The organism is Streptomyces sp. NPDC059718, from assembly GCF_042733315.1.
GTDB lineage: Bacteria > Actinomycetota > Actinomycetes > Streptomycetales > Streptomycetaceae > Actinacidiphila.
Genome location: NZ_JBHWGA010000015.1, coordinates 1 through 23,533, shown reverse-complemented (window position 1 = coordinate 23,533; position 23,533 = coordinate 1). Strand labels below are relative to the sequence as shown.

Below are 23,533 nucleotides of genomic sequence, written 5' to 3'. Positions count from 1 at the left end.
CCCGGCGCGGGAGCCCCGCGCCCATCCTTTTCCCCCCCACCCCTTACTACCGCTTACCGCCCGGCCCCCCCCCCCGTGGGGGGGGCGGCGGCCGGGCCGTGTCATCCCATGACGTGCCGGCCGGGTCACTCCCCGTCGGCGCCGTCCTCCTTCTCTTCCCGGTCGTCCTTGGGCTTCTGCGACATGTCCCGCAGGTAGGGGCCCGCGTCGGACTCGCCCGACTGCGGGTCGCGGCGCCGCAGGTAGCGCTCGAACTCGCGGGCGATGGCCTCGCCCGAGGCCTCCGGCAGCTCCGCCGTGTCGCGGGCCTCCTCCAGCGTCTGGACGTACTCGGCGACCTCGCTGTCCTCGGCCGCGAGCTGGTCCACGCCGACCTGCCAGGCACGCGCGTCCTCCGGCAGCTCGCCGAGCGGGATGCGCAGGTCCAGCAGGTCCTCCAGGCGGTTGAGCAGCGCCAGCGTCGCCTTCGGGTTCGGCGGCTGCGACACGTAGTGCGGCACGGCGGCCCACAGGCTCACCGCCGGGATGCCGGCGTGGGTGCAGGCCTCCTGGAGGATGCCGACGATGCCGGTGGGGCCCTCGTAGCGGGACTCCTCCAGGCTGAGCGCGGTCGCCAGGTCCGGGTCGGAGGTGACGGCCGTGACCGGCACCGGACGGGTGTGCGGGGTGTCGCCCAGGAGGGCGCCCATCACCACCACCATCTCGATGCCGAGCTCATGGGCGAAGCCCAGGATCTCGTTGCAGAAAGAGCGCCAGCGCATGCTGGGCTCGATGCCCCGTACGAGGACGAGGTCGCGTGGCTTGGGGGTCTCGATGCGGATGACGGACAGCCGCGTGGTGGGCCAGGTGATCCGTCGCGTGCCGCCGTCCATCCAGACCGTGGGGCGGTTGACCTGGAAGTCGTAGTAGTCCTCGGCGTCCAGCGCGGCGAACACCTCGCCCTTGAACTCCCGGTCCAGATGCCCGACCGCGGCGGAGGCGGCGTCCCCGGCGTCGTTCCAGCCCTCGAACGCGGCCACCATGACCGGGTCGATCAGCTCGGGAACCCCCTCGAGCTCGATCACCCAGCGCCTCCTTCCGGCCGGAAGGGGGATGGTGCCACCCCCGCCGGCTGCCGTTCCTTCGCGTGCTGCACCAGCCTACGGCTTCGTGAGACAGGTGCCGCCGCCTTCGTAGGGGGATGATCCCCAGAGTCATCCGACGTACGCGTCCGGTCGGCCACCGCTCCACGCCGAGCGGTACGCGGCCCAGTCCGCCGGCGTGGCGGCGAAGTCGACGTACAGGGCGAGACCGAAGCGCTCGCGGGCGGGCGCCTCGCGGGCGAGGCCGAGCCGGGCGCCGCGCACGGCGGCCGTGACCGTCTCCGCCCAGGCGTGCCGGCCCAGGTTGTTCGTGTGGTAGCCAGGCAGGCCCACGAGCAGGTCGGTGCCCGGCGGCGTCACCTCCAGGGCGAGGGCGGTCTGCTGGGCCACGTAGCCTCCGTAGAGGCTCTCCAGGGGGAGGGCGGTGTCGTAGGTCATCATCGCGACCTGGTCCACGCGCCGGGCCACCTGCCCGAAGTACCGCTGCGACCACCACTTGGGGTGGTGGAACAGCGGGCCGCTCACCGAGTGCAGGGAGGGCAGCGGGTCGATCTGGTGCGTCGCCACCGACAGCGGCACGCCGCGGGCGGCGGTGAGCCGGTGCACCGCGTCCAGCAGCGAGAGGAAGGCCTCGTCGTCGGAGTACATCGGCTCCAGGTCCAGGTGGACCCCGTCGAACCCGGCCGCCAGGACCTGGGCCGCGCTGTCCCGTACCCGGGCGCGGGTCGCCGGGTCGTCCAGGTGCAGGCCCTTCGAACCGTCGTGCGACAGGACCTGGCCGAGCCACGCCTGGACGCGCACCCCGGGCAGCGCGGTGTGCATCCGGCGGATCATGTCCTCCGCTCCCGGGTAGAGGCCCGCGTCGAGGCGGCCGTCGAACTCCAGGGGCCCGGTGTGCACGTACAGGTCCCGGGTGCCGCTGCCGCGCAACTCCCGGGCCAGCGTCTCGAGGTCGGCGTCGTCGCGGCCGCCGTCGACCCAGGCGTGCCCGAGCCACACCGCGTTCCGGTCACGGCCGGCGCCGGCGCCGGAGGGGTCGCCGGTGTACTCCAGGCGCAGGGCGACCCCGGCGGCGAGCACCGGGAGCAGGACGGCGAGGACGACCAGCAGCGCGCCGCGGCGCAGCGTACGGGCCGATGGGCGGCGCAGGCGCAGCCGGGGGCGTGGATTCATCCGATCCCTCTTTTCGATCACTCTGACGAATGACCGGACGCAGCCGGGCTCGGGGCGGTTCGCCCGCCCGTGGGATCCCGCGGGGACCTGCCGGGCCTCAGAGGGTGGACCGCAGCCACTGCTCCACGCTCGCGACGTGCACCGTCGCCCAGGACCGCGCCGCCTCCGCGTCCCGGTCCCGCAGGGCCGCCAGGATCGCGCGGTGCTCGTGCAGGGTGCGGCTCACCGCGTCCTCCTGCGTCAGCCCGCGCCAGATCCGGGCCCGCGTGGTCGGCCCGGACAGCCCGTCCAGCAGCGAGCACAGCACCGAGTTGCCCGAGGCCTGGACGATGCCGCGGTGGAACTCCAGGTCGCACGCGACCAGCTCCTCCACCGACGGTGCCGTCCCCAGCGCCTCCAACTGCTCGGTCAGCACGTCCAGCTGGGACTCGGCGATGCGCGCCGCCGCCATCGCCGTGGCCGCGGGCTCCAGGATGCGGCGCACCGCGAGGAACTCCAGGACGGTGTCGTCGCGGTGGAAGTCCACCACGAAACTCAGCGCCTCCAGCAGCAACTGCGGGTCCAGGCTGGTGACGTAGGTGCCGTCGCCCTGCCGTACGTCCAGGATCCTGATCAAGGACAGCGCGCGGACCGCCTCGCGCAGGGAATTGCGCGACAGCCCGAGCTCCGCGGCCAGTTCGCTCTCCTTGGGGAGCCGGTCGCCGGGCCGCAGCGCGCCGGAGACGATCATCCCCTTGATCTTCTCGATCGCCTCGTCGGTGACCGCCATGAGCCCCTCGCCTCCCCGGACATCCGATGTATCGGGCCATTATGCCCGCACGGCCCGAGAGCCGGGGCCTTCTGCGGAGGTCTGATCCACCGCCCCCGCGACGCCCGTCCCGCGGAACGCCGAAAGGCCGTGCCCGCTGCTGCGGACACGGCCTTCGGCCTGCGAAATCACCGTCGGGACGACAGGATTTGAACCTGCGACCCCTTGACCCCCAGTCAAGTGCGCTACCAAGCTGCGCCACGTCCCGGTGACGTTCCCCGGGGCGCCGCCCCGGAAGATCACGTACAGAGGAGGATACCCGAACCTCGCTGATCAGCCGAATCGCTCGATGCGGATCCTGTCCGGCGGCTGTCCGGCGGCCGCCAGCAGACGCGAGGCGTGCTCGGCGAAACCGTTGCCGCCGCAGACGTACGCCTCCCAGCCGCCCGGCGGCGGCTTTGCGAGGTGCGGGGCCAGGTGGGCGGCGGTGAGGCGGCCCTCGGTGCGGGTGAGCAGCACGGTCGTCTCCGGGCCGTACTCGGCGGCGTAGATCAGGTCCTCGCGGGTGCGGGCCGAGACGATCAGGCGTAGCGGCACGTCGAGGCCGCGCAGCCGGCGGTGGCGCACCATCGACATCAGCGGGACCACCCCGGATCCGGCGCCCAGCAGCAGCGCCGGATGGTCCCCCGTCCAGGCGAAGAAGCCGCTGTGCGGGCCGCGGACCTCGATGGAGTCGCCCGGCCGGGCGACGGTGTGCAGGTGCCCGGACACCTCGCCGCCGGCCACGTGGTCGAGGGTCAGCTCGATGTGGCCGGAACCGTCGGGGGCGGAGGCGACCGAGTAGTTGCGCTGCGCCGTGTAGCCGTCGGGGGCCGTGAGGCGCAGCGTCAGGTACTGGCCGGGCAGATGGCCCGCCCAGCCGGGCACCGCGAGCCGGAAGGTGGACGTGCGCGGGGTCTCGCGGCGGATCTCCGTGATCACCGCGCGCCGCCAGACCGAGGAGGCGGCCTCGGGGACCGCGATGCGGCCGGGTACGGCGAACCGGGCCGGCGGGACGAACGCCGGGGCGGGCGCGGGGGTGGCGAGGTCAGTCATGGGCGTAGCGCTGCTCCTGCCAGGGGTCGCCCCGGTGGTGGTAGCCGTTCTGCTCCCAGAAGCCGGACTCGTCGTGGTCGAGCAGGCGCAGGCCCGCGATCCACTTGGTGCTCTTCCAGAAGTACAGGTGCGGGACGACCAGCCGGGCCGGGCCGCCGTGCTCGGGGGCGAGCGGCGCCCCGTCGTACTCCCAGACGATCCAGGCGCGGCCGCCGGTGACGTCCGCGAGCGGCAGGTTGGCGGCGTAGCCGGTGTGGGACCAGGCGACGACGTGGGTGGCGGCGGGGGAGGGGCGCGCGGCCTCCAGGAAGGTGTCGACCGGCACCCCTCCGAAGCGCACGCCGAACTTGGACCAGCCGGTCACGCAGTGGATGTCGCCCCGGTACTCGGAGCCGGGCAGCGCGTGGGCCGCGTCCCAGTCCCAGGTGTGCGGGCGGTCCACCAGCCCGTCCACCCGGAACGTCCAGTCCCCGGCCGCGATCGTGGGCGTGACCTCGGCGGACAGGACCGGCCACGTGTCGCGGGCGTCGTACTGGCCGGGCGGCAGCCGCGGGTCGCGGTCGGCGGCGCGGCTGCGCCCGGTGAAGCCGCGGGTGGGTTCGACGGCCGAGGTCATGCGGGGTGCTCCAGCTCGACTTCCTCCAGCTCGCGCAGCGCGGCCGGTTCGTCGAGGGTGAGCAGCACCCGGTCGCGCATGAGGACCCGGCCGTCGACGACGGTGTCCCGTACGTCCGCGGCCGCGGCCGCGTAGGCCAGCATCGACCAGGGGTCGTGGCGCGGCGTGAGGTGCGGCCCGCCGAGGTCGAGGACGGCCAGGTCGGCGCGCTTGCCCGGCTCCAGGGAGCCGAGGTGGTCGGCGAGGCCCAGGGCGCGGGCGGCCTCGATCGTCGCCATCCGCACCGCCTGTTCCGCGCCGACGGCGGTCGGGTCGCCGGCGGCCTTGTGCACCAGCGCGGCGGTCCGCACCGCGCCCAGGACGTCCAGGGTGTTGGAGCTCACCACACCGTCGGTGCCGAGCCCGACGGTGACCCCGGCGGCCAGCAGCTCGGGGACGCGGGCGATGCCGCAGCCCAGCTTCAGGTTGGAGACCGGGCAGTGCGCGACGGACGTGCCGGTCCTGGCCAGGGCGGCTATCTCGCCGTCGGTCAGGTCCACGGCGTGCGCCAGCAGCACGTCGGGCCCGAGGACTCCGAGGGAGTCCAGCAGCTCGACCGGCCGCTTGCCGTGCGCCTCGACCACCATCGCGACCTCGGCCGCGTTCTCCGCCGCGTGGACGTGCAGCAGCGCGCCGTGCTCGCGGGCGAGCGAGGTGATCGCGACGAGCTGCTCGGGGTCGAGGGTGTAGGCGCTGTGCGCGAAGACCACCGGCCGGGTGCCCGGCACGGAGGCGGTGCGCGCGGCCAGGTCGGCCGCGGCCCATGCCATGCGGTCACCGTACGGGCGGCCGTCCGGCGGCCCGGGCACGTCCATGAAGGTCGGACCGGCCAGCAGCCGCCAGCCCGCCGCCCGCGCGGCCTCCTCGGCGGCCTCGTGGAACCAGTACATGTCCAGGCCCGTGGTGACCCCGGCCCGTACGCTCTCCGCCACGGCGACCCGCACGCCCGCGGCCACCGCCCGCGGCGACAGCAGCTCGGCCTCGCGGGGGATCACCCGGGCCAGGAACTCCTGCAGGTCGACGTCGTCGGCGCAGCCCCGCAGCAGGGTCATCGCCAGGTGGGTGTGGGTGTTGACCAGCCCGGGGAGCACCAGGCACCCCGAGGCGTCGATCTCCTCGGCGGCGCGGTGTGCCGCGCGCACCTGCGCCGTCGGTCCGACGGCGATGATCTCGCCGTCCCGTACGGCGACCGCGCCGTCGGTGACGACGGTGCCCGCCGCGTCGACGGTCAGCACATCGCCGCCGTGCACCAGCAGATCGGCGTCCTGAGCGCTCACTTCTCGTCGCTTCCGTACTCGGTGGCCAGCAGATGCAAGGCGTCCAACGTTACCCGGCTGCCGCGGGCGACTCCCTCGGCGACCACCGCCCGGTGCGGGTCGTAGCCGCCGGTGGCCTCCACGTCGACCAGGTCGTCGGCGTTGGCACCGTCGACGACGAGCGCGCCGCCGGCCACCAGGCCGCGCGTCGAGGCCAGCACCAGCAGGGCCGACAGCTCCATCTCGATCGCGGCGATCCCGGCCGCCGCGTACGCCGCGCCGGGCAGCGGCAGGAAACCCGGCTGGAAGGCCGCACGCGTCCACACCACGCCCCGGTGGTGCGGCGCCCCCGCCGCCCGCGCCGCCCGCTGCAGCGCCAGCACCGCCTCCGGCGCCGCGAACGCCGGGTACTCCGGCGGCAGCAACTGCTGGGTGACCCCGTCGTCCCGCACCGCGGCCTCGGCGATCACCAGGTCGCCGTCCCCTATCCCGGCGCGGATGGCGCCCGCCGTGCCGAGGCGCAGGATCGTCACGACGCCGGCGTCCGCCAGCTCCTGGAACAGGCACATCGCCCCCGGCCCGCCGACCCCGTGCGAGGACACCACGACGGGGGTGCCCTTCCAGGCGCCGGCGAAGGTGCGGTACTCGCGGTGGTGCGACACCTCACGCGGGTCCGTGAGCAGGGAGGCCACCTCCGCCGCGCGCGCCGGGTCGCCCACGACGACCGCGTGCGCGGGCAGCCCGGAGCGCGGGATGCGGGAGATGGGCAGCTGATCCGTGGTCATCGGGCCTCCGGGCCGGGCGGGACGATGCTGTGCGGATCACCTTAGGACCCCGGCTCAGGCCGTCCGACGCCGGAGCAGCGCGAAGCAGGCCCAGCAGGCGAGGGCGGCGAGGGCCAGCACGATGCCGGTCTCGACGAGCTGCAGGGGCCAGTAGTGCGAGGCGGGGTGGACCATCGCCACGGAATCCCCGAACCCCACGCCGTCCGCGGGCTTGGGCACGCGTTCCGCCGACCAGTCCGCGGCACCGACGTGCGCGAGCCCGATGCCGACCTTCGGCCACAGGGCGGAGCGGTACAGCCCCGCCGTGACGAGCACCAGGGAGGTGCCGAAGAAGGCCAGGCCCAGTCCGCTGAGCGTGCGCCGCATCAGCATCCCGGCGAGCGCGCCCAGAACCAGGGCGAGCAGCACGTGCGCGACCAGGACCGGGCCGGTGGAGAGGAAGATGTCGTTCTCGTACCAGCCGGGGCGCTCCTGCGGGTGGCCCGTGCTCCACACCCACCGGAAGAGCAGCGTCAGGCCGGTCGTGCCGGCGGTCAGCAGTAGGGCCGGTACGGCGAGCTTGGCGGCGAGCCAGCGCGTGGGGGTGACCGACTGGACCCAGGCGAGCGCGGCGGTCCCCCGCTCCAGTTCCCGGCCGACGAGGGCGCCACCGGCGAACACCGCGACCGCGAGCGGAAGGAGCGCCATCACGCGGCCCTGCAGGTGGAGGGGGATGTAGGCGTCGAACGGCTCCGGGTCGACGCAGTGCGGGGCGCAGGCGGGGTCGTACCGCGGGTCCCCCGCGCTCAGCCACAGGGCGCGAAGGAGCCAGCCGGATCCGGCCGCCACGAAGGCGATCCACAGCCACAGCGCCGTGCGGTGCAGGCGCACCACCGACCAGGTCAGGCCGGGCAGGACGGGCGGGCGCGGCGATGGGGCGACGGCGGTCATACGACGGCCTCCTGGCGGGACACGGGTGCGGGCGTGGCGTCGGCCGTGAGCAGGGCGGGCGCCCCGGGGTTGCGCAGATGGGCGAGGACCAGTTCCTCGAGGGTGGGCTCCTCCACCAGCCGGTCGCCGCCGTCCTCCAGCGCTCCGGCGGGGCGGACCAGTGCGGTGCGTCCGCGCCCGTTGACGTGTTCCTCGACCACGGTGTGGGGGCCGAAGTCCCCGCCGGTGCCGGTGACCCGGCGGTGCGCGGCCAGCAGGTCGTCGGTGTCGCCGGCCAGCCGGACCCGGCCCTCGCCGAGGAGCAGCAGGTGGTCGCAGACGCCGTCGAGTTCGGCGACGACGTGCGAGGAGATCACGATGGTCGTACCGCGCTCGGCCGCCGTGGCCATGAGGGCACCGGTCAGCTCGTGGCGGGAGAGCGGGTCGAGGTCGGCCATCGGCTCGTCCAGGAGCAGCAGTTCGGCGCGCTTGCCCAGGGCCAGGGCGAGCGCGACGCGGGTGCGCTGGCCTCCCGACAGGGCCCGGACGCGGTCGCGGGGCGTCAGGCCGCCGCCGTACGCGACGCGTTCGGCGGTCTCCTGGTCCCAGTGGCCCGGGTTGAGCTCGGCGCCGAGCCGCAGCGTCGCCGCCACGGTCAGCTGCGGGTGGAGCGGCTTGTCCTGGGCGACGTAGGCGAGCCGCGTGCGGGCCGCGCCGGGGGTCGTACCGCACACGCGCAGCTCCCCCTCGGTGGGGCGCAGCAGTCCCGCGGCCAGCGCGAGCAGTGTCGACTTGCCCGCGCCGTTGGGTCCGACGAGCGCGCAGATCCGGCCGGCCGGCAGCCGGAAGGAACAGTCCCGCAGGACGGGGTCCCGTCCCCACGCGTACCGCAGACCGAGCCCGGCCGCCTCGACGGCGGCCGTTTCCTGATTCATTTCTCCCCCTCGGAGAACTCCTGGTCGAGCACTGAGTGGAACAGCGCCGCGGCGTCCTCGCGGTCGAGCCCGGTGGCACGCGCGCGGCGCATCCAGTCGGTCAGTTCGCCCGCGAGCGGCGAGTCGGCCGGGCCGGCGCCCAGCGACCTCTGGACGAAGGTGCCCAGGCCCCGGCGCGCCTCCACCAGGCCCTCGCGCTCCAGTTCGCGGTAGGCCTTGAGCACGGTGTTGGGGTTGACGGCGGTCGCCTCGACGACCTCGCGGGCCGTCGGCAGCCGGTCGCCGGGCTCCAGCAGGCCCAGCCGCATGGCCTGTTTGGTCTGCTGGACGATCTGGAGGTAGGTGGCGACGCCGCTGCGGCGGTCGATGCGGAACTCGACCATGCGCGAAACACCCTTTCACTAAGCAAGTGGTGAAAGGGTGAGGCCTGGACTGACGTCCTGTCAAGCCGCGGGCGACGGCGGCCGGCCGGGACGCTTCGGCGTGCGCCGAAACGTCCGGGGGTCATGCTGGGGACATGGTGCGAAACGACCACGCGGGAAGTGCCCTCGCCGCCCTCGCGGCGCTGCTCGCCGACGAGACGCGGGCGGCGATGTGCCTGGCGCTGCTCGACGGCCGGGCCTGGACCGCGGGGGAGCTGGCCCGCCACGCGGGAGTGGCGCCCTCGACCGCCAGCGAGCACCTCGGCCGGCTCGTCGCGGGCGGGCTGCTCACCGAGAACGCCAGGGCCGCCACCGTTACGTACGCCTCGCCGACGCCCGTACCGCGCAGCTCGTCGAGGACCTCGCCGCGCACGCCGGGCCGCCGCGCGCCGCGCCCCGCACCCTCGGGCAGGCGGGCGCCGGGAGCGCCATGGCCCGCGCCCGGACCTGCTACGACCATCTGGCGGGACGCCTGGGCATCCTCGTCACGGACGCCATGACCGACCGCGGACTGCTCCGGCAGAGCACCGGCTTCGCCCTCACCGACGAGGGCGTGGAGTGGTTCACCGGGCTCGGCGTCGACCTGGCCGCCGCACGCACCGGCCGCCGTCCGCTCGCCAGGCCCTGCCTGGACTGGACGGAGCGCCGCCCGCACCTGGCGGGCGTCGCCGGGGCCGCGCTGTGCGGGCACGCCCTCGCGTCCGGCTGGTGCGTGCGCATCGGCGGCGGCCGCGCCGTGAAGCTCACCGCGCGGGGCCGCACGGCACTCCACACCCACCTGGGCATCGCGCCCGACGCCCTGGAGGCACCCACCGCATGAACCGCTTCGAGGCCTTCCGCGCCCTCCACCGGGCCGGGCGCCCGCTCTTCCTGCCCAATGCCTGGGACCGCGCCTCCGCGGCCGCACTCGCCGCCCGCGGCTTCCCCGCGATCGGCACCACCAGCCTGGGCGTCGCCGCCGCGGCGGGACTGCCGGACGCGGCCGGCGCCACCCGCGAGACGACCCTGTGGCTCGCCCGCGACCTCGTCCGGCTGCCCGTCCTGGTCAGCGTCGACATCGAGGGGGGCTTCGGCTCCACGCCGGAGGACGTCGCCGAACTCGCCGCGGGACTCGAACGGCTGGGCGTCGCGGGCGTCAACATCGAGGACGGCCGCCCCGGCGGAGCGGGCCTCACCGACCCGGCCGCGCAGTGCGAGCTCATCGCCGCGGTCAAACGCACCGCCCCCGGGCTCTTCGTCAACGCCCGCACCGACACCTACTGGCTCGGCACCGCCGGACAGGACCCGCCGGACGAGACCCGCCGCCGTGCCGCCGCCTACCTCGCCGCCGGCGCCGACGGGATCTTCGTGCCCGGCCTGGCGGACGAGAGCGTCATCGCCGCGCTCGCGGCCGACCTCGGTGCCCCGCTCAACGTCCTGCTCCCGCCGGGCGGCCCCGGACTGCCGCGACTGGCCGCCCTCGGGGTGAGCCGGGTCAGCACCGGCTCGCTGCTCTTCCGCGCCGCGCTCCACGCCGCCGTGGAGACCGCCGGGCACGCCGAGCGCGGCACACCGCCCCCGGCGGGACTGCCCTCGTACGCCGACGCCCAGGACCTCGCGGCCGCCTACGCCCCGGTGGAGACGCGGCGGCCCGGGCGTCCGGGGTGAGCGCGGAGGTCCTGCCGCTCACCCCGGGGCGCCCGGGCCCACGGGGCGGGGGTGTCAGTCGCGCCGGCCGGCCAGCAGCGACTCGACCCGCTCCCGGACGTCCACGGTGTCCAGGCCGCGCACCGTCACGGTGGTGCGGCGACGCAGCACGTCGTCCGCCGTCTGCGCCCACTCGTGGTCGCGGGCGTACACGACCTGGGCCCAGATCTCCGGGCCGTCGGGGTGGATCCGCTCCCCGAGCGCCGGGTCCTCGTTGACCAGCCGGGCGATGTCGAAGGACAGCGCGCCGTAGTGGGTGGCGAGGTGGCGTGCCGTCAGCGGGTCCAGGCGCCGCCCCGGCTCCCGGTCGACCAGCAGCCGGTGGGCGACCGCGTTGGGGTTGGCGACGCCCGGCAGCGGGACCCTCCTGGGCAGGTGGTCCAGCGGCTCCATGTCCTCGTTCAGCGGACCGCCGGGCAGCTTGGCGAGCTTGGCCATCACGGTGCGGCCGATGTGCCGGTACGTCGTCCACTTGCCGCCCGCCACCGACAGCATGCCGCCGCTGCCCTCGGTGACGACGGTCTCGCGCTTGGCCTTCTCCACGCCGCCGGGGCCGCCGGGCAGCACCCGCAGGCCCGCGAAGGCGTAGGTGATCAGGTCGCGGGACAGGTGCTCGTCGCGCACCGAGTGGGCGGCCTCGTCCAGGATCTGCGTGATGTCGGACTCGGTGGCCCGCACGTCGGCCGGGTCGCCGGTGTACTCCTCGTCGGTGGTGCCCAGCAGCAGCTGGTCCTCCCACGGCAGGGCGAACGTGATGCGGTACTTGTCGATGGGGGTCGCCATGGCGGCCCGCCACGGGGCCTTGCGCTTCAGGACGATGTGGGCGCCCTTCGACAGCCGGATGCTGGGGGCGGCGCCCTTGTCCTCCAACCGCCGCAGGTGGTCGACCCACGGGCCGGTCGCGTTGAGCACCAGCCGCGCGTCGACGCCGAACTCGGTGCTGTCCAGACGGTCCTTCAGGTCGGCGCCGGTGACCCGGCCGTGGGTGAAGCGCAGGCCGGTGACCTCGGCGTGGTTGAGGACGACGGCGCCCGCCTCGACGGCGGCGCGCACCGTCATGACCGCCATCCGCGAGTCGTTCATCTGGTGGTCGTAGTAGACCGCGACGGCCTTGAGGTTCTCCGTGCGCAGGGCGGGGTTGGCGGCCGCCGCCCTGGCCGGGGAGATGATCCTGCCGACCCCGTCGCCAAAGGCGGACAGCGCCGAGTAGGCGAAGACCCCCGCCCCGAGCTTGGCGGCGCCGACCGGGCCGCCCCGGTAGACCGGCAGATGGAAGGTGAGCGGGTTGACCAGGTGCGGAGCCACGTCCCTGGCCAGGACCCGCCGTTCCATGTGGTTCTCCGCCACCAGCTTGACCGCGCCGGTCTGCAGGTAGCGCAGACCGCCGTGGACGAGCTTGGAGGAGGCGGAGCTGGTGGCGCCGGCGAAGTCGCCGGCGTCCACCATCGCGACCCGCAGCCCCGACTGCGCGGCGTGCCAGGCCACGGAGGTGCCCAGGATGCCGCCGCCGATGACCAGCAGGTCGTAGGTGGCGCGGCTCAGCAGTTCCCGGGTCTCGGCGCGGCCCGGGTTACGGCCGGCGGTCGGACGCGTCCCGAGGGCCGGGACGCGCTGCAGGGTGGTCATGATCGGTTCACTTCTCCTCTTCGATCCAGCCCATGGTCCGCTCGACGGCCTTGAGCCAGTCCTTGTACTCGCGGTCGCGGACGTCGGCGTCCATGCGGGGGGTCCATTCGGCGGCCCGGCGCCAGTTGGCGCGCAGTTCGTCGGTGTCCGACCAGAAGCCCACGGCCAGACCGGCGGCGTACGCCGCGCCCAGGCAGGTGGTCTCGGCGACCAGCGGACGCACGACGGGCGCGTCCAGGAAGTCGGCGAGGGTCTGCATCAGCAGGTTGTTGGCGGTCATGCCGCCGTCGACCTTGAGCGCGGTGAGCTCCACGCCCGAGTCCTTGGTCATGGCGTCGACGATCTCCCTGGTCTGCCAGGCGGTCGCCTCCAGCACGGCGCGGGCGATGTGGGCCTTGGTGACGTACCGGGTGAGGCCGGCGATCACACCGCGGGCGTCGGAGCGCCAGTACGGGGCGAACAGACCGGAGAAGGCGGGCACGAAGTACGCGCCGCCGTTGTCCTCGACCGACAGCGCCAGGGTCTCGATCTCGGCCGCGGTCTTGATCAGGCCCATCTGGTCGCGCATCCACTGCACCAGCGAGCCGGTGACCGCGATCGAGCCCTCCAGGGCGTACACCGGCTTCTGGTCGCCGATGCGGTAGCCGACGGTGGTGATCAGGCCGTTGTAGCTGTTGATCGGCTTCTCGCCGGTGTTCATCAGCAGGAAGGTGCCGGTGCCGTAGGTGGACTTGGCCTCGCCCTCGGCGTAGCAGGTCTGGCCGAACAGGGCCGCCTGCTGGTCGCCGAGCGCGGACGCGACCGGCACGCCGGCCAGGGCGCCGGAGGCGGCCGTGCCGTACACCTCGGCGGAGGAGCGGATCTCCGGCAGCACCGCGGCGGGCACGCCGATCGACTCCAGGATCTTGTGGTCCCAGTCGAGGGTGTGCAGGTTCATCAGCAGCGTGCGGGAGGCGTTGGTCACGTCGGTGACGTGGTGTCCGCCGTTGACCCCGCCGGTGAGGTTCCAGATCACCCAGCTGTCCATGGTGCCGAAGAGGATCTCGCCGGCCTCGGCGCGCTCGCGCAGGCCCTCGACGTTGTCGAGCAGCCAGCGGATCTTCGGCCCGGCGAAGTACGAGGCCAGCGGCAGGCCGGTCTCGCGGCGGAAGCGGTCCTGGCCGACGTTGCGGCCGAGCTCCTTGCACAGGGCGTCGGTACGGGTGTCCTGCCAGACCAGGGCGTTGTGCACCGGTTCGCCGGTGTTCTTGTCCCACAGGACGGTGGTCTCGCGCTGGTTGGTGATGCCGATCGCCTTGACGTCGGCGGAGGTGATGCCGGCCTTGCTGACGGCCTCCTCGACGACCTCCTGGACGTTCGTCCAGATCTCGGCGGCGTCGTGCTCGACCCACCCCGGCTTGGGGAAGATCTGCTCGTGCTCCTTCTGCCCGACCGAGACGATCCGGCCGTCCTTGTCGAAGATGATGCAGCGCGAGGACGTGGTGCCCTGGTCGATGGCCGCGATGAACGGGCCTGTGGTGTGGGCGTCGGTCACGGTGTGCTCCTCAGGTCCTTGGGATGTCGGGGGCTGCTTCTCAGAATGCGATCTTGTAGAGGCCGGCCGCGAGGACCGACCCGACGATCGGGCCGACGACGGGTATCCAGGCGTAGCGCCAGTCGGAGCCGCCCTTGTTCGGCAGCGGCAGCAGGGCGTGCACGATGCGCGGACCGAGGTCGCGTGCGGGGTTGATGGCGTATCCGGTCGGCCCGCCGAGCGAGAGGCCGATGCCGACGACGACCAGTGCGACCATCAGGGTGCCCGTACCGGAGACAGCGAGGCCCTTGGTGAGGCCGAGGGTCAGGATGAACAGCACCAGGACGAAGGTGCCGATGATCTCCGTGGCGAGGTTCTGCGCGACGTTGCGGATCTCGGGGCCGGTGGAGAATACGCCCAGCACCGGGCCGGGGCCCGCGGTCTGCTTCTCGGCCGCCGCGGTGGCCTGCGCCCCCGGACCGCCGGTGATCTCGGCGTCCGTCAGGTGGGCCTGGAACTGGCCGTAGTAGGTGATCCACACCAGGGTCGCGCCGATCATCGCGCCGAGCATCTGGCCGGCCAGGTAGACCGGGACCTTGCTCCACTCACCGCTGTCGACCGCGAGGCCGATCGTGACGGCCGGGTTCAGATGGGCGCCGGAGAGGGAACCGGAGATGTAGGCGCCGGCCAGGACCGCGAAGCCCCAACCGAAGGTGATGGCCACCCAGCCGGCGTTACGGGCCTTGGAGCTCTTGAGGGTGACAGCCGCGCAGACGCCGCCGCCGAGGAGGATCAGAACAGCGGTACCGATGGTCTCGCCGATGAAGATGTGGTCGCTGGACATGCGACTCCTTTGTCCTTCGTCCAGGGGAAGGCGAACTCCGGTCCCGTTCCGGAGTTCGTGGGCCTGTCACCAGGCCCTCGGCGGTCCCACGGTTACGTCCACCTTACCGACTCCGTCGGCTGGTGTTCGACAATGTCGACCGTCGAACGAGAGTGTTCTCCTGCGCGACCACGCGCGTCAAGGGTTCGTCAGGTTGCGGAAAGGTCTCCGAGTCGGGACCCGGCCGGTGTCAGAAGCGGCCGGCGCCCAGGTCGCGGGAGACCGCCCTGGCGCAGTCCCGCACCGCCGCGACCAGTTGCGGCCGGATCTCGCCGTCCGCGCAGACCCGTTCGACCGCCCCGGTGACGGCCACCGCCCCCACGGGCATGCGGTGCCGGTCGTGGATGGGGGCGGCGATGGACGCCACCCCGTCCCAGGTCTCCTCCAGGTCCGAGCCCCAGCCCCGGGCGCGGGTGAGGTCCAGCACACCCTCGAAGTCGGCGTCCCCGGTGATCGTGCGCGCGGTCAGCTGCTCGCGCTTCAGCTCGACCGCCTCGCCGTGCGCCACCGGGTCGAAGGCCGAGAGCACCTTGCCCAGCGCGCTGCTGTGGAGCGGGTGCATCGCCCCGACCTCCAGCACCTGACGGCTGTCGTCCGGGCGGAAGACGTGGTGGACGATGAGCACCCCCTGCTGGTGCAGCACGCCCAGGTAGACCGCCTCGCCGCTGGAGCGCGCCAGGTCGTCGGTCCACACCAGGGCGCGGGCCCGCAGCTCGTGCACGTCCAGGTAGCTGTTGCCCAGCCGCAGCAGCTCGGCCCCCAGCTGGTAGCGGCCCGAGACCGGGTCCTGCTCGACGAAGCCCTCCTGCTGCAGCGTGCGCAGGATGCCGTGCGCCGTGCCCTTCGCCAGGCCTAGGGAGGAGGCCACGTCCGACAGGCCGAGCCTGCGCTCGCCGCCGGCCAGCAGGCGCAGGATCGCGGCCGCCCTGGAGAGCGACTGGATGGGACCTGGCATGAACAACCCCTCCGTAAGGAACGACCTAGAAGCGATTCGACAATGCTGAACGCTGTCAGACGATGCCGACCGTCATCATCCCAGAGAAGAGTGTGGCACCGCCGTCCGCCCCTCGGAATGCCCCGCGGCGGAATCCGGGGTCTTGGCTACGCTGGCCTGGTGTGTACCAGCAGCACCGGCACACACCAAGCCGACAGCCGTCGCACTCCAGGGAGCACACCCATGGCCCAGCCGTCCCTTCCGTCCAACAGCGGTGCCCGAAGCGCAGCACTGCGAGAGGCCCTGGCGACCCGGGTGGTCGTCGCAGACGGGGCGATGGGCACGATGCTCCAGGCGCAGAATCCCACCCTCGACGACTTCCAGGGGCACGAGGGCTGCAACGAGGTCCTCAACGTCTCCCGCCCCGACATCGTCGCCTCCGTCCACCGCGAGTACTTCGCCGTCGGCGTGGACTGCGTGGAGACCAACACCTTCGGCGCCAACTTCTCCGCCCTCGGCGAGTACGACATCGCCGACCGGATCGTCGAGCTGTCCGAGGCCGGCGCCCGGATCGCCCGCGAGGTCGCCGACGAGTTCACCGCCGCGGACGGCCGGCGGCGCTGGGTCATCGGCTCCATGGGCCCCGGCACCAAGCTGCCCACCCTCGGCCACATCGGCTACGGCGCCCTGCGCGACGCGTACGAGCAGAACGCGGCCGGGCTCCTCACCGGCGGCGCCGACGCGCTGGTCGTGGAGACCACCCAGGACCTGCTGCAGACCAAGGCCGCGGTCATCGGCGCCCGCCGGGCCCTGGAGGCGGCCGGTCTCGACGCGCCGCTGATCTGCTCGGTCACCGTCGAGACCACCGGCACCATGCTGCTGGGCTCCGAGATCGGGGCCGCGCTCACCGCGCTGGAACCGCTCGGCATCGACATGATCGGCCTGAACTGCGCCACCGGCCCCGCCGAGATGAGCGAGCACCTGCGCTACCTGGCCCGGCATGCCGGCATCCAGCTCTCGTGCATGCCCAACGCGGGCCTCCCCGTCCTCGGCAAGGACGGCGCGCACTACCCGCTGACCCCCAGCGAACTCGCGGACGCCCAGGAAGCCTTCGTCCGCGAGTACGGCCTCTCCCTGGTCGGCGGCTGCTGCGGCACCACCCCCGAGCACCTGCGCCAGGTCGTCGAACGCGTCCGCGGCCACGAGGTCACCCCCCGCGCGCCGCGCCCCGAGCCGGGCGCCTCCTCGCTCTACCAGACCGTCCCCTTCCGCCAGGACACCTCGTACCTCGCCATCGGCGAGCGCACCAACGCCAACGGCTCCAAGAAGTTCCGCGAGGCCATGCTGGACGGCCGCTGGGACGACTGCGTGGAGATGGCCCGCGAGCAGATCCGCGAGGGCGCCCACCTGCTCGACCTGTGCGTCGACTACGTCGGCCGCGACGGCGTCGCCGACATGAACGAGATCGCCGGACGCCTGGCCACCGCGTCCACCCTGCCGATCGTGCTGGACTCCACCGAGCCCGAGGTGCTCCGCGCGGGCCTGGAGAAGCTCGGCGGCCGCGCCGTGATCAACTCCGTCAACTACGAGGACGGCGACGGCCCCGACTCCCGCTTCGCCCGCACCACCCGCCTCGCCGCGGAACACGGCGCCGCCCTGATCGCCCTCACCATCGACGAGGAGGGCCAGGCCCGCACCCCCGAGGCCAAGGTGGCCGTGGCCGAGCGGCTCATCGCGGACCTGACCGGCAACTGGGGCATCGACGAGAGCGACATCATCGTCGACTGCCTGACCTTCACCATCGCCACCGGCCAGGAGGAGTCCCGCAAGGACGGCCTCGCCACCATCGAGGCGATCCGCGAGCTCAAGCGCCGCCACCCGCAGGTGCAGACCACGCTCGGGCTGTCCAACATCTCCTTCGGCCTCAACCCGGCCGCCCGCATGGTGCTCAACTCGGTCTTCCTCCACGAGTGCGTCGAGGCCGGCCTGGACTCGGCGATCGTGCACGCCTCCAAGATCTCGCCGATCGCCCGCATCCCCGAGGAGCAGCGCGAGGTCGCCCTGGACCTGGTGTACGACCGGCGCCGCGAGGGCTACGACCCGCTGCAGCGCTTCCTGGAGCTCTTCGAGGGCGTCGACACCAAGTCCGTCAAGGCCGGCCGCGCCGAGGAACTGGCCGCGCTGCCGCTGGAGGAGCGCCTGCAGCGGCGCATCATCGACGGCGAGAAGAACGGCCTGGAGGCCGACCTGGACGAGGCCCTGACCTCGCGTCCCGCCCTCGAGATCGTCAACAACACCCTCCTGGAGGGCATGAAGGTCGTCGGCGAGCTGTTCGGCTCCGGCCAGATGCAGCTGCCGTTCGTCCTGCAGTCGGCCGAGGTGATGAAGTCCGCCGTCGCCCACCTCGAGCCGCACATGGAGAAGTCCGACGCCTCCGGCAAGGGCACCATCGTGCTGGCCACCGTCCGCGGCGACGTCCACGACATCGGCAAGAACCTCGTGGACATCATCCTGTCCAACAACGGCTACAACGTCGTCAACCTCGGCATCAAGCAGCCCGTCTCGGCGATCCTCGACGCCGCGCACGAGCACTCCGCCGACGTCATCGGCATGTCAGGCCTGCTGGTGAAGTCCACGGTGATCATGAAGGAGAACCTGGAGGAGCTGAACCAGCGCGGCCTCGCCGCCACCTACCCGGTCATCCTCGGCGGCGCCGCCCTCACCCGGGCCTACGTCGAGCAGGACCTCCACGAGCTCTACCAGGGCGAGGTCCGCTACGCCCGCGACGCCTTCGAGGGACTGCGCCTGATGGACGCCCTCATCGCCGTCAAGCGCGGCGTGCCCGGCGCCACCCTCCCCGAGCTGAAGCAGCGCCGCGTGGCCGCCCGCGCGGGCGTCGTGCCCGAGCCCGAGGAGAACCGGGGCCAGATCCGCTCCGACGTCGCCGTCGACAACCCGGTGCCCACCCCGCCGTTCTGGGGCTCCCGCGTCGTCAAGGGCATCCCGCTCAAGGACTACGCGTCCTGGCTGGACGAGGGCGCCCTGTTCAAGGGCCAGTGGGGGCTCAAGCAGTCCCGTACCGGCGGCCCCACCTACGAGGAGCTGGTGGAGACCGAGGGCCGTCCGCGGCTGCGCGGGCTGCTGGACCGCCTGCAGAGCGAGGGGCTGCTCGAGGCCGCCGTCGTCCAGGGCTACTTCCCCTGCGTCTCCAAGGGCGACGACCTGATCATCCTCCACGAGGACGGCACCGAGCGGACCCGGTTCACCTTCCCGCGCCAGCGCCGCGGCCGCCGGCTGTGCCTGGCCGACTTCTTCCGTCCCGAGGAGTCCGGCGAGACCGACGTGGTCGGCCTGCAGGTCGTCACCGTCGGCAACCGGATCTCCGAGGCGGCCAACGAGCTGTTCGCCGCCGACGCCTACCGCGACTACCTCGAGCTGCACGGCCTGTCCGTCCAGCTCGCCGAGGCCCTGGCCGAGTACTGGCACGCCCGGGTCCGCGCCGAGCTCGGCTTCGCCGCGGAGGACCCGGCCGCGATGGAGGACATGTTCGCCCTGAAGTACCGGGGCGCCCGCTTCTCGCTGGGCTACGGCGCCTGCCCCGACCTGGAGGACCGGGCCAAGATCGCGCAGCTGCTGGAGCCCGAGCGGATCGGGGTCCGGCTGTCGGAGGAGTTCCAGCTCCATCCGGAGCAGTCCACCGACGCGATCGTCATCCATCACCCGGAGGCCAAGTACTTCAACGCGCGGTAGTCGGACGTACGTCGTACACTGGACGGTCCGATACGGCACCTGGCCGGTCGCACGCCCCCACCACCCGGGCGCGAGGCGACCGGCCTTTGTGCCCCCTGAACGCAGAGGAGTGGGGCGCATGACGAGCGGTATTCCCGCCACCGAGATCCGGCCGGCCCGGGAGGCAGGCCTGCAGGCCGTGCTCCTGGACATGGACGGCACGCTGGTCGACACCGAGGGTTTCTGGTGGCACGCGGAGGTCGAGGTCTTCGCGGAGCTCGGCCACGTGCTGGACGACACCCACCGTGAGGTCGTCGTCGGCGGTCCCATGACCCGCAGCCTCGGACACCTCATCTCGGTCACCGGCACGGACGCCACGCTCGCCGAGCTGTCCACGCTGATCAACCTGCGTTTCGTCGAGCTCATCGGCCGCGGCGTGCCGCTGATGCCGGGCGCCCAGCGCCTGCTCACCGAACTGGCCGCGCACGGGGTGCCCGCCGCCCTGGTCTCCGCCTCCCACCGGCGCATCATCGACGCCGTCATGCTCTCCCTCGGCTCCCACCACTTCGCCTTCTCCCTCGCCGGGGACGAGATCGAGCGGACCAAGCCGTACCCCGACCCGTACCTGACGGCCGCGGCACGGCTGGGCGCGGACCCGGAGCGGTGCGTGGTCGTCGAGGACACCCCCACCGGGGTCGAGGCCGCCGAGGCCGCCGGCTGCCAGGTCGTGGCCGTCCCGTCCATCGCCGCCATCGCACCGGCCCCCGGGCGGACCGTGGTGACCTCCCTGGAACGGGTCGACGTGCCTTTTCTGCGCTCTCTGATTACGTCCGTTCACTGAGCGTCGCCGTGAATTGAGTGGAAACTCTGGGCGCTTGCCCGGCTATTTTCCGTGACGATTCGGAGCGCCGAATTGTTTACCGGCCAGTACGCAGGGACGTGATACTTGTCACGTCGGCGGCTGTCGACAGTACGCGCCGGACGTGCTTCAGTCCGTCAAAACACGGTGCGGTCAGGGTGCTTGTGTCCGGATTGCGGAGCGGCGGGTTGTTCGTTCCGCTGTCCGGATATCGGTACGGCGCCCCTTGTTATCCACCCGTGACGCGGGCTCAACTTCTCCGTGTTCGGGGGCGGTCCACCGGAATGCCGGTCCCCAGCAATTACGGGTATCGTCGCCCCGCTCAACACTGCACGGCCAAGGGCCGGAAGAGGGAGAACAACGAGGATGAATCGCAAGCTACTGGTGCTGCCGGCCCTGCTGGGCCTCGCCGCGCCCGTACTCGCCGGGTGCGGTGACTCGACCGGCGGTGGCGGTGGCGGTGACGCGGTCGTCATCGGCACGACGGACCACATCGAAGTGTCCGACGAGCTGCCCTCTCCCGTGGACCCGGCCACCTCGTACGACGGTGGCACGTACAGCTTCTTCAACAACACCTTCCAGATGCTGCTCGGTTACTCGCGCAGCTCCACCACCCCCGAGCCGGACGCCGCCAAGTCCTGCGGCTTCACCGACACCAAGTCGGAGGTGTACCGCTGCACGCTGCGGGACGGCCTGAAGTTCGCCAACGGCCACGACCTCACCTCGGAGGACGTCAAGTTCTCGGTCGACCGTGTGCTGAAGATCAAGAGCGACTTCGGCCCCTCCAGCCTCCTCGCGAACATCGACAGCGTCGAGGCCCAGGACCCGAAGACCGTCGTCTTCCACCTCAAGGCCTCCGACGCGACGTTCCCGTACCGGCTGGCGACCCCGGCCGCGGCCATCGTCGACAGCGAGGTCTACAGCGCCACCCAGCCGCTCAACGGCCTGAAGATGGAGGGCTCCGGCCCCTACAAGCTCGACTCGTGGGAGGACGGCAAGGCCGTCCTCAGCGCGAACCCGAACTACAAGGGCCTAGTCAGCAACCGCAGCAACGACAAGATCGAGGTCCGCTTCTTCGCCTCCGCCAAGGAGATGATGAAGGCGCTCGGCGACGGCGAAGTCGACGTGGTGAACCGCACCCTTACGCCGGACCAGATCAACGCGGTCGAGCAGGGCACGGTCGAGAACGTCAAGCTGACCGAGACCCCGGGTGGTTCGGTCCGCTACATGTTCTTCAACGTCGACGACCCGTCCGTGAAGCCCGAGGCCGTCCGTGAGGCCATCGCGCGCGTCATCGACCGTGACGCCCTCACGCGCGACGTGACCGGCCGCACCGCCTCCCCGCTGTTCGGCGCCGTCCCGACCGGCATCACCGGCCACACCAACTCGTACTTCAACGCGTACGGCGAGCCCAACCGGAACAAGGCCGCCGAGGTGCTGTCCTCCGCGGGCATCAGCACCCCGGTCAAGATCACCTACTCCTACCCGACGGACCGCCCGGCCACCCCGAACAAGGAGGAGGCCGAGAACGTGAAGAAGCAGCTCGACGCCACCGGCCTGTTCGACGTGACCCTCAAGGGCAGCCCCTGGAAGACGTTCCTGCCGGGCGCCGTCAAGGGCAGGTGGGCCGCGTACTCGCTCAGCTGGCTCCCCGACTTCCCGGACGCCGACACCTACATCGCGCCGTTCTTCGCGGAAGGGTTCCTCGACCTCAACTACGGGGCCGGGAACATCAAGAACTCGCTCCTGCCGGCCACCCGCCAGTCCGCGGACCGCAGCAAGACGGACAAGGACTTCTCGCAGATCCAGAACATCCTGGCGCAGGACCTCCCGATGATCCCGCTGTACCAGGACAAGCAGTACGTCGCCAGCCGCGACGGCATCACCGGAACCGAATGGTTCCTCAATTCCTCCTCGACCGCCCAGTTCTGGGAGATTGGTCGCGGTGTGACAGGATGAGCCACCCGCTGGGCGGACCCGGGAATTCCCCCCGGTCCGCCCGGCCGGGGCCGGCCCCGTACGACGAAGCTGTGAGGGAAGTCTCGTGAGGAATCGAGTCCAGCGACTGGCGCTCCCGCTCTCCGCGACCTTGACGGCGGTCGTGGTCGCCGGCTGCGGTACGGGAGGGTCGGACGGCGAGGGCTCCGGGGAGCCCCTCACGATGGGGATCACCGACAAGGTGACGGCCGTTGATCCCGCCGCCGGTTACGACGTCGGTTCCTGGATCGTGTTCAACAACGTCTTCCAGTCGCTGCTCAGCTTCCCCAGGGGCGCCACCAAGCCCGATCCCGAGGCCGCGGAGAGCTGCAAGTTCACCGACCCGGTCAGCAAGACGTTCGACTGCACGCTGCGGCAGGGTCTGAAGTTCAGCAATGGTGAGGCTCTGACGTCGGAGGACGTGAAGTTCTCCTTCGAGCGCACCATCAAGATCAATGACGAGAACGGTCCGGCGGTGCTGCTGGACGCGATCAAGACGATCGACACGCCCTCGCCGGAGCGGGTGGTGTTCCACCTGAAGTACTCCGACGCGACGTTCCCGATGAAGATCGCTTCGGGTGCGGGCTCGATCGTGGACCACACGCAGTACCCGGCGGACAAGCTCCGCACGGACGGCAAGGCGACGGGTTCGGGCCCGTACAAGCTGGACTCCTACGAGGCGGGCAAGCAGGCGGTGTTCTCGGTCAACGGGGACTACCGGGGCACGGCGGAGATCCGTAACTCCGGCATGACGATGAAGTTCTTCGGTGACGAGCCGGCGTTGAAGGACGCGGTGGAGGACGGGTCGGTGGACCTGGCCTACCGTGGTCTGGACTCCGCCGACATCGCCTCGCTGCAGCGCAGTTCGATAGCCGGCGACACCGGGATCCAGGTCGTGGAGGGCACCGGCGCCGAGGTCCAGCACCTGGTGTTCAACCTGAAGGACCCGGTGGTGGGGGACAAGGCCGTGCGGCGCGCGGTGGCCTATCTGATCGACCGCAAGGCGTTCATCCGGGACGTCTACCAGCGCACCGCGACCCCGTTGTACTCGATCGTGCCGGCCGGTATCACCGGTCACAACACCGCGTTCTTCGACCGCTACGGCGAGGGCGGCGACCGGGCCGGGGCGCAGGCGGCGCTGGCGCAGGCGGGGATCACGAGCAAGGTGTCCTTCACGCTGTGGGCGACGCCGGTGCGGTTCGGGCCGGGCACCGTGGCGGAGCTGAAGGCGATCGCCAAGCAGCTCAACGACAGCGGGCTGTTCGA

At 72.3% G+C, this 23,533-nt stretch carries 19 protein-coding genes, 1 tRNA gene and 1 pseudogene; 6 read left to right on the top strand and 15 right to left on the bottom strand.

The genetic code is table 11. From position 1 onward, the window contains the following. Window positions 1-125: 125 nt before the first annotated feature. The 11 genes from ACFV3E_RS18520 to ACFV3E_RS18470 form a co-directional block, all read right to left on the bottom strand. Window positions 126-1,064, bottom strand: coding sequence for a PAC2 family protein (locus ACFV3E_RS18520; protein ID WP_499510962.1), 939 nt, complete (start codon window positions 1,062-1,064; stop codon window positions 126-128). A gap of 129 nt (window positions 1,065-1,193) precedes the next feature. Further along, entirely contained in the window at window positions 1,194-2,255 is a 1,062-nt protein-coding gene (locus ACFV3E_RS18515) for a glycoside hydrolase family 18 protein (protein ID WP_500535584.1), read from the bottom strand. Between the two features lie 97 nt (window positions 2,256-2,352). Then, window positions 2,353-3,024 carry a FadR/GntR family transcriptional regulator gene (locus ACFV3E_RS18510; protein WP_499510960.1) on the bottom strand — a complete coding sequence of 224 codons (672 nt, stop codon included), beginning with the start codon at window positions 3,022-3,024 and terminating at the stop codon, window positions 2,353-2,355. 173 nt (window positions 3,025-3,197) lie between these two features. After that, window positions 3,198-3,271: transfer RNA gene (locus tag ACFV3E_RS18505), tRNA-Pro, on the bottom strand. Between the two features lie 65 nt (window positions 3,272-3,336). Further along, a complete protein-coding gene (locus ACFV3E_RS18500) occupies window positions 3,337-4,098 on the bottom strand; it encodes a ferredoxin reductase (RefSeq protein WP_500535583.1) in 762 nt (253 codons plus the stop codon). Then, window positions 4,091-4,714, bottom strand: a complete 624-nt coding sequence (locus ACFV3E_RS18495) for a sulfite oxidase-like oxidoreductase (RefSeq protein ID WP_500535582.1) — start codon at window positions 4,712-4,714, stop codon at window positions 4,091-4,093. Before ACFV3E_RS18495 ends, ACFV3E_RS18500 begins: the two co-directional genes overlap by 8 nt. Beyond that, on the bottom strand, window positions 4,711-6,030 hold the full coding sequence (locus ACFV3E_RS18490; protein ID WP_500535581.1) for an amidohydrolase: 1,320 nt from the start codon (window positions 6,028-6,030) through the stop codon (window positions 4,711-4,713). The genes ACFV3E_RS18495 and ACFV3E_RS18490 overlap by 4 nt, the downstream gene beginning before the upstream one ends. Next, window positions 6,027-6,794, bottom strand: a complete 768-nt coding sequence (locus ACFV3E_RS18485; protein WP_500535580.1) for a phosphorylase family protein — start codon at window positions 6,792-6,794, stop codon at window positions 6,027-6,029. The genes ACFV3E_RS18490 and ACFV3E_RS18485 overlap by 4 nt, the downstream gene beginning before the upstream one ends. A 54-nt stretch (window positions 6,795-6,848) precedes the next feature. After that, window positions 6,849-7,724 carry an ABC-2 membrane transporter-related protein gene (locus ACFV3E_RS18480; RefSeq protein WP_500535579.1) on the bottom strand — a complete coding sequence of 292 codons (876 nt, stop codon included), beginning with the start codon at window positions 7,722-7,724 and terminating at the stop codon, window positions 6,849-6,851. Beyond that, on the bottom strand, window positions 7,721-8,638 hold the full coding sequence (locus tag ACFV3E_RS18475; protein WP_500535578.1) for an ABC transporter ATP-binding protein: 918 nt from the start codon (window positions 8,636-8,638) through the stop codon (window positions 7,721-7,723). The genes ACFV3E_RS18480 and ACFV3E_RS18475 overlap by 4 nt, the downstream gene beginning before the upstream one ends. After that, complete coding sequence (locus tag ACFV3E_RS18470) at window positions 8,635-9,021, bottom strand: GntR family transcriptional regulator (RefSeq protein WP_500535577.1); 387 nt, start codon at window positions 9,019-9,021, stop codon at window positions 8,635-8,637. Before ACFV3E_RS18470 ends, ACFV3E_RS18475 begins: the two co-directional genes overlap by 4 nt. 134 nt (window positions 9,022-9,155) lie before the next feature. Here ACFV3E_RS18470 and ACFV3E_RS18465 point away from each other — a divergent pair. Beyond that, a pseudogene (locus ACFV3E_RS18465) lies at window positions 9,156-9,880 on the top strand (ArsR/SmtB family transcription factor). Next, on the top strand, window positions 9,877-10,707 hold the full coding sequence (locus ACFV3E_RS18460) for an isocitrate lyase/PEP mutase family protein (RefSeq protein WP_500535576.1): 831 nt from the start codon (window positions 9,877-9,879) through the stop codon (window positions 10,705-10,707). The pseudogene ACFV3E_RS18465 and the gene ACFV3E_RS18460 overlap by 4 nt, the downstream one beginning before the upstream one ends. Before the next feature lie 54 nt (window positions 10,708-10,761). Here the strand turns inward: ACFV3E_RS18460 and ACFV3E_RS18455 are convergent, their stop codons facing one another. The 4 genes from ACFV3E_RS18455 to ACFV3E_RS18440 form a co-directional block, all read right to left on the bottom strand. Further along, window positions 10,762-12,372, bottom strand: coding sequence for a glycerol-3-phosphate dehydrogenase/oxidase (locus ACFV3E_RS18455; RefSeq protein ID WP_500535575.1), 1,611 nt, complete (start codon window positions 12,370-12,372; stop codon window positions 10,762-10,764). A 7-nt stretch (window positions 12,373-12,379) separates the two neighbouring features. Next, a complete protein-coding gene (gene glpK, locus ACFV3E_RS18450) occupies window positions 12,380-13,906 on the bottom strand; it encodes a glycerol kinase GlpK (RefSeq protein ID WP_500535574.1) in 1,527 nt (508 codons plus the stop codon). 40 nt (window positions 13,907-13,946) lie between these two features. Next, the gene (locus ACFV3E_RS18445) at window positions 13,947-14,729 is read right to left on the bottom strand and encodes an MIP/aquaporin family protein (protein ID WP_500535573.1); all 783 of its coding nucleotides are present in this window, start codon (window positions 14,727-14,729) and stop codon (window positions 13,947-13,949) included. Window positions 14,730-14,958: 229 nt separating this feature from the next. After that, a complete protein-coding gene (locus ACFV3E_RS18440; protein ID WP_500370430.1) occupies window positions 14,959-15,723 on the bottom strand; it encodes an IclR family transcriptional regulator in 765 nt (254 codons plus the stop codon). A gap of 222 nt (window positions 15,724-15,945) precedes the next feature. Here ACFV3E_RS18440 and metH point away from each other — a divergent pair, with 222 nt between their 5' ends. The 4 genes from metH to ACFV3E_RS18420 all read left to right on the top strand — a co-directional run. After that, window positions 15,946-19,452, top strand: a complete 3,507-nt coding sequence (gene metH, locus ACFV3E_RS18435) for a methionine synthase (protein ID WP_500535572.1) — start codon at window positions 15,946-15,948, stop codon at window positions 19,450-19,452. 118 nt (window positions 19,453-19,570) lie between these two features. Beyond that, window positions 19,571-20,272 (top strand): HAD family hydrolase, encoded by a 702-nt coding sequence (locus ACFV3E_RS18430; protein WP_500535571.1) that lies wholly within the window; start codon window positions 19,571-19,573, stop codon window positions 20,270-20,272. Window positions 20,273-20,656: 384 nt separating this feature from the next. After that, a complete protein-coding gene (locus ACFV3E_RS18425; RefSeq protein WP_500535570.1) occupies window positions 20,657-22,249 on the top strand; it encodes an ABC transporter substrate-binding protein in 1,593 nt (530 codons plus the stop codon). 85 nt (window positions 22,250-22,334) lie between these two features. Beyond that, a partial coding sequence (locus tag ACFV3E_RS18420; protein WP_500535569.1) for an ABC transporter substrate-binding protein occupies window positions 22,335-23,533 on the top strand: 1,199 nt, incomplete at its 3' end.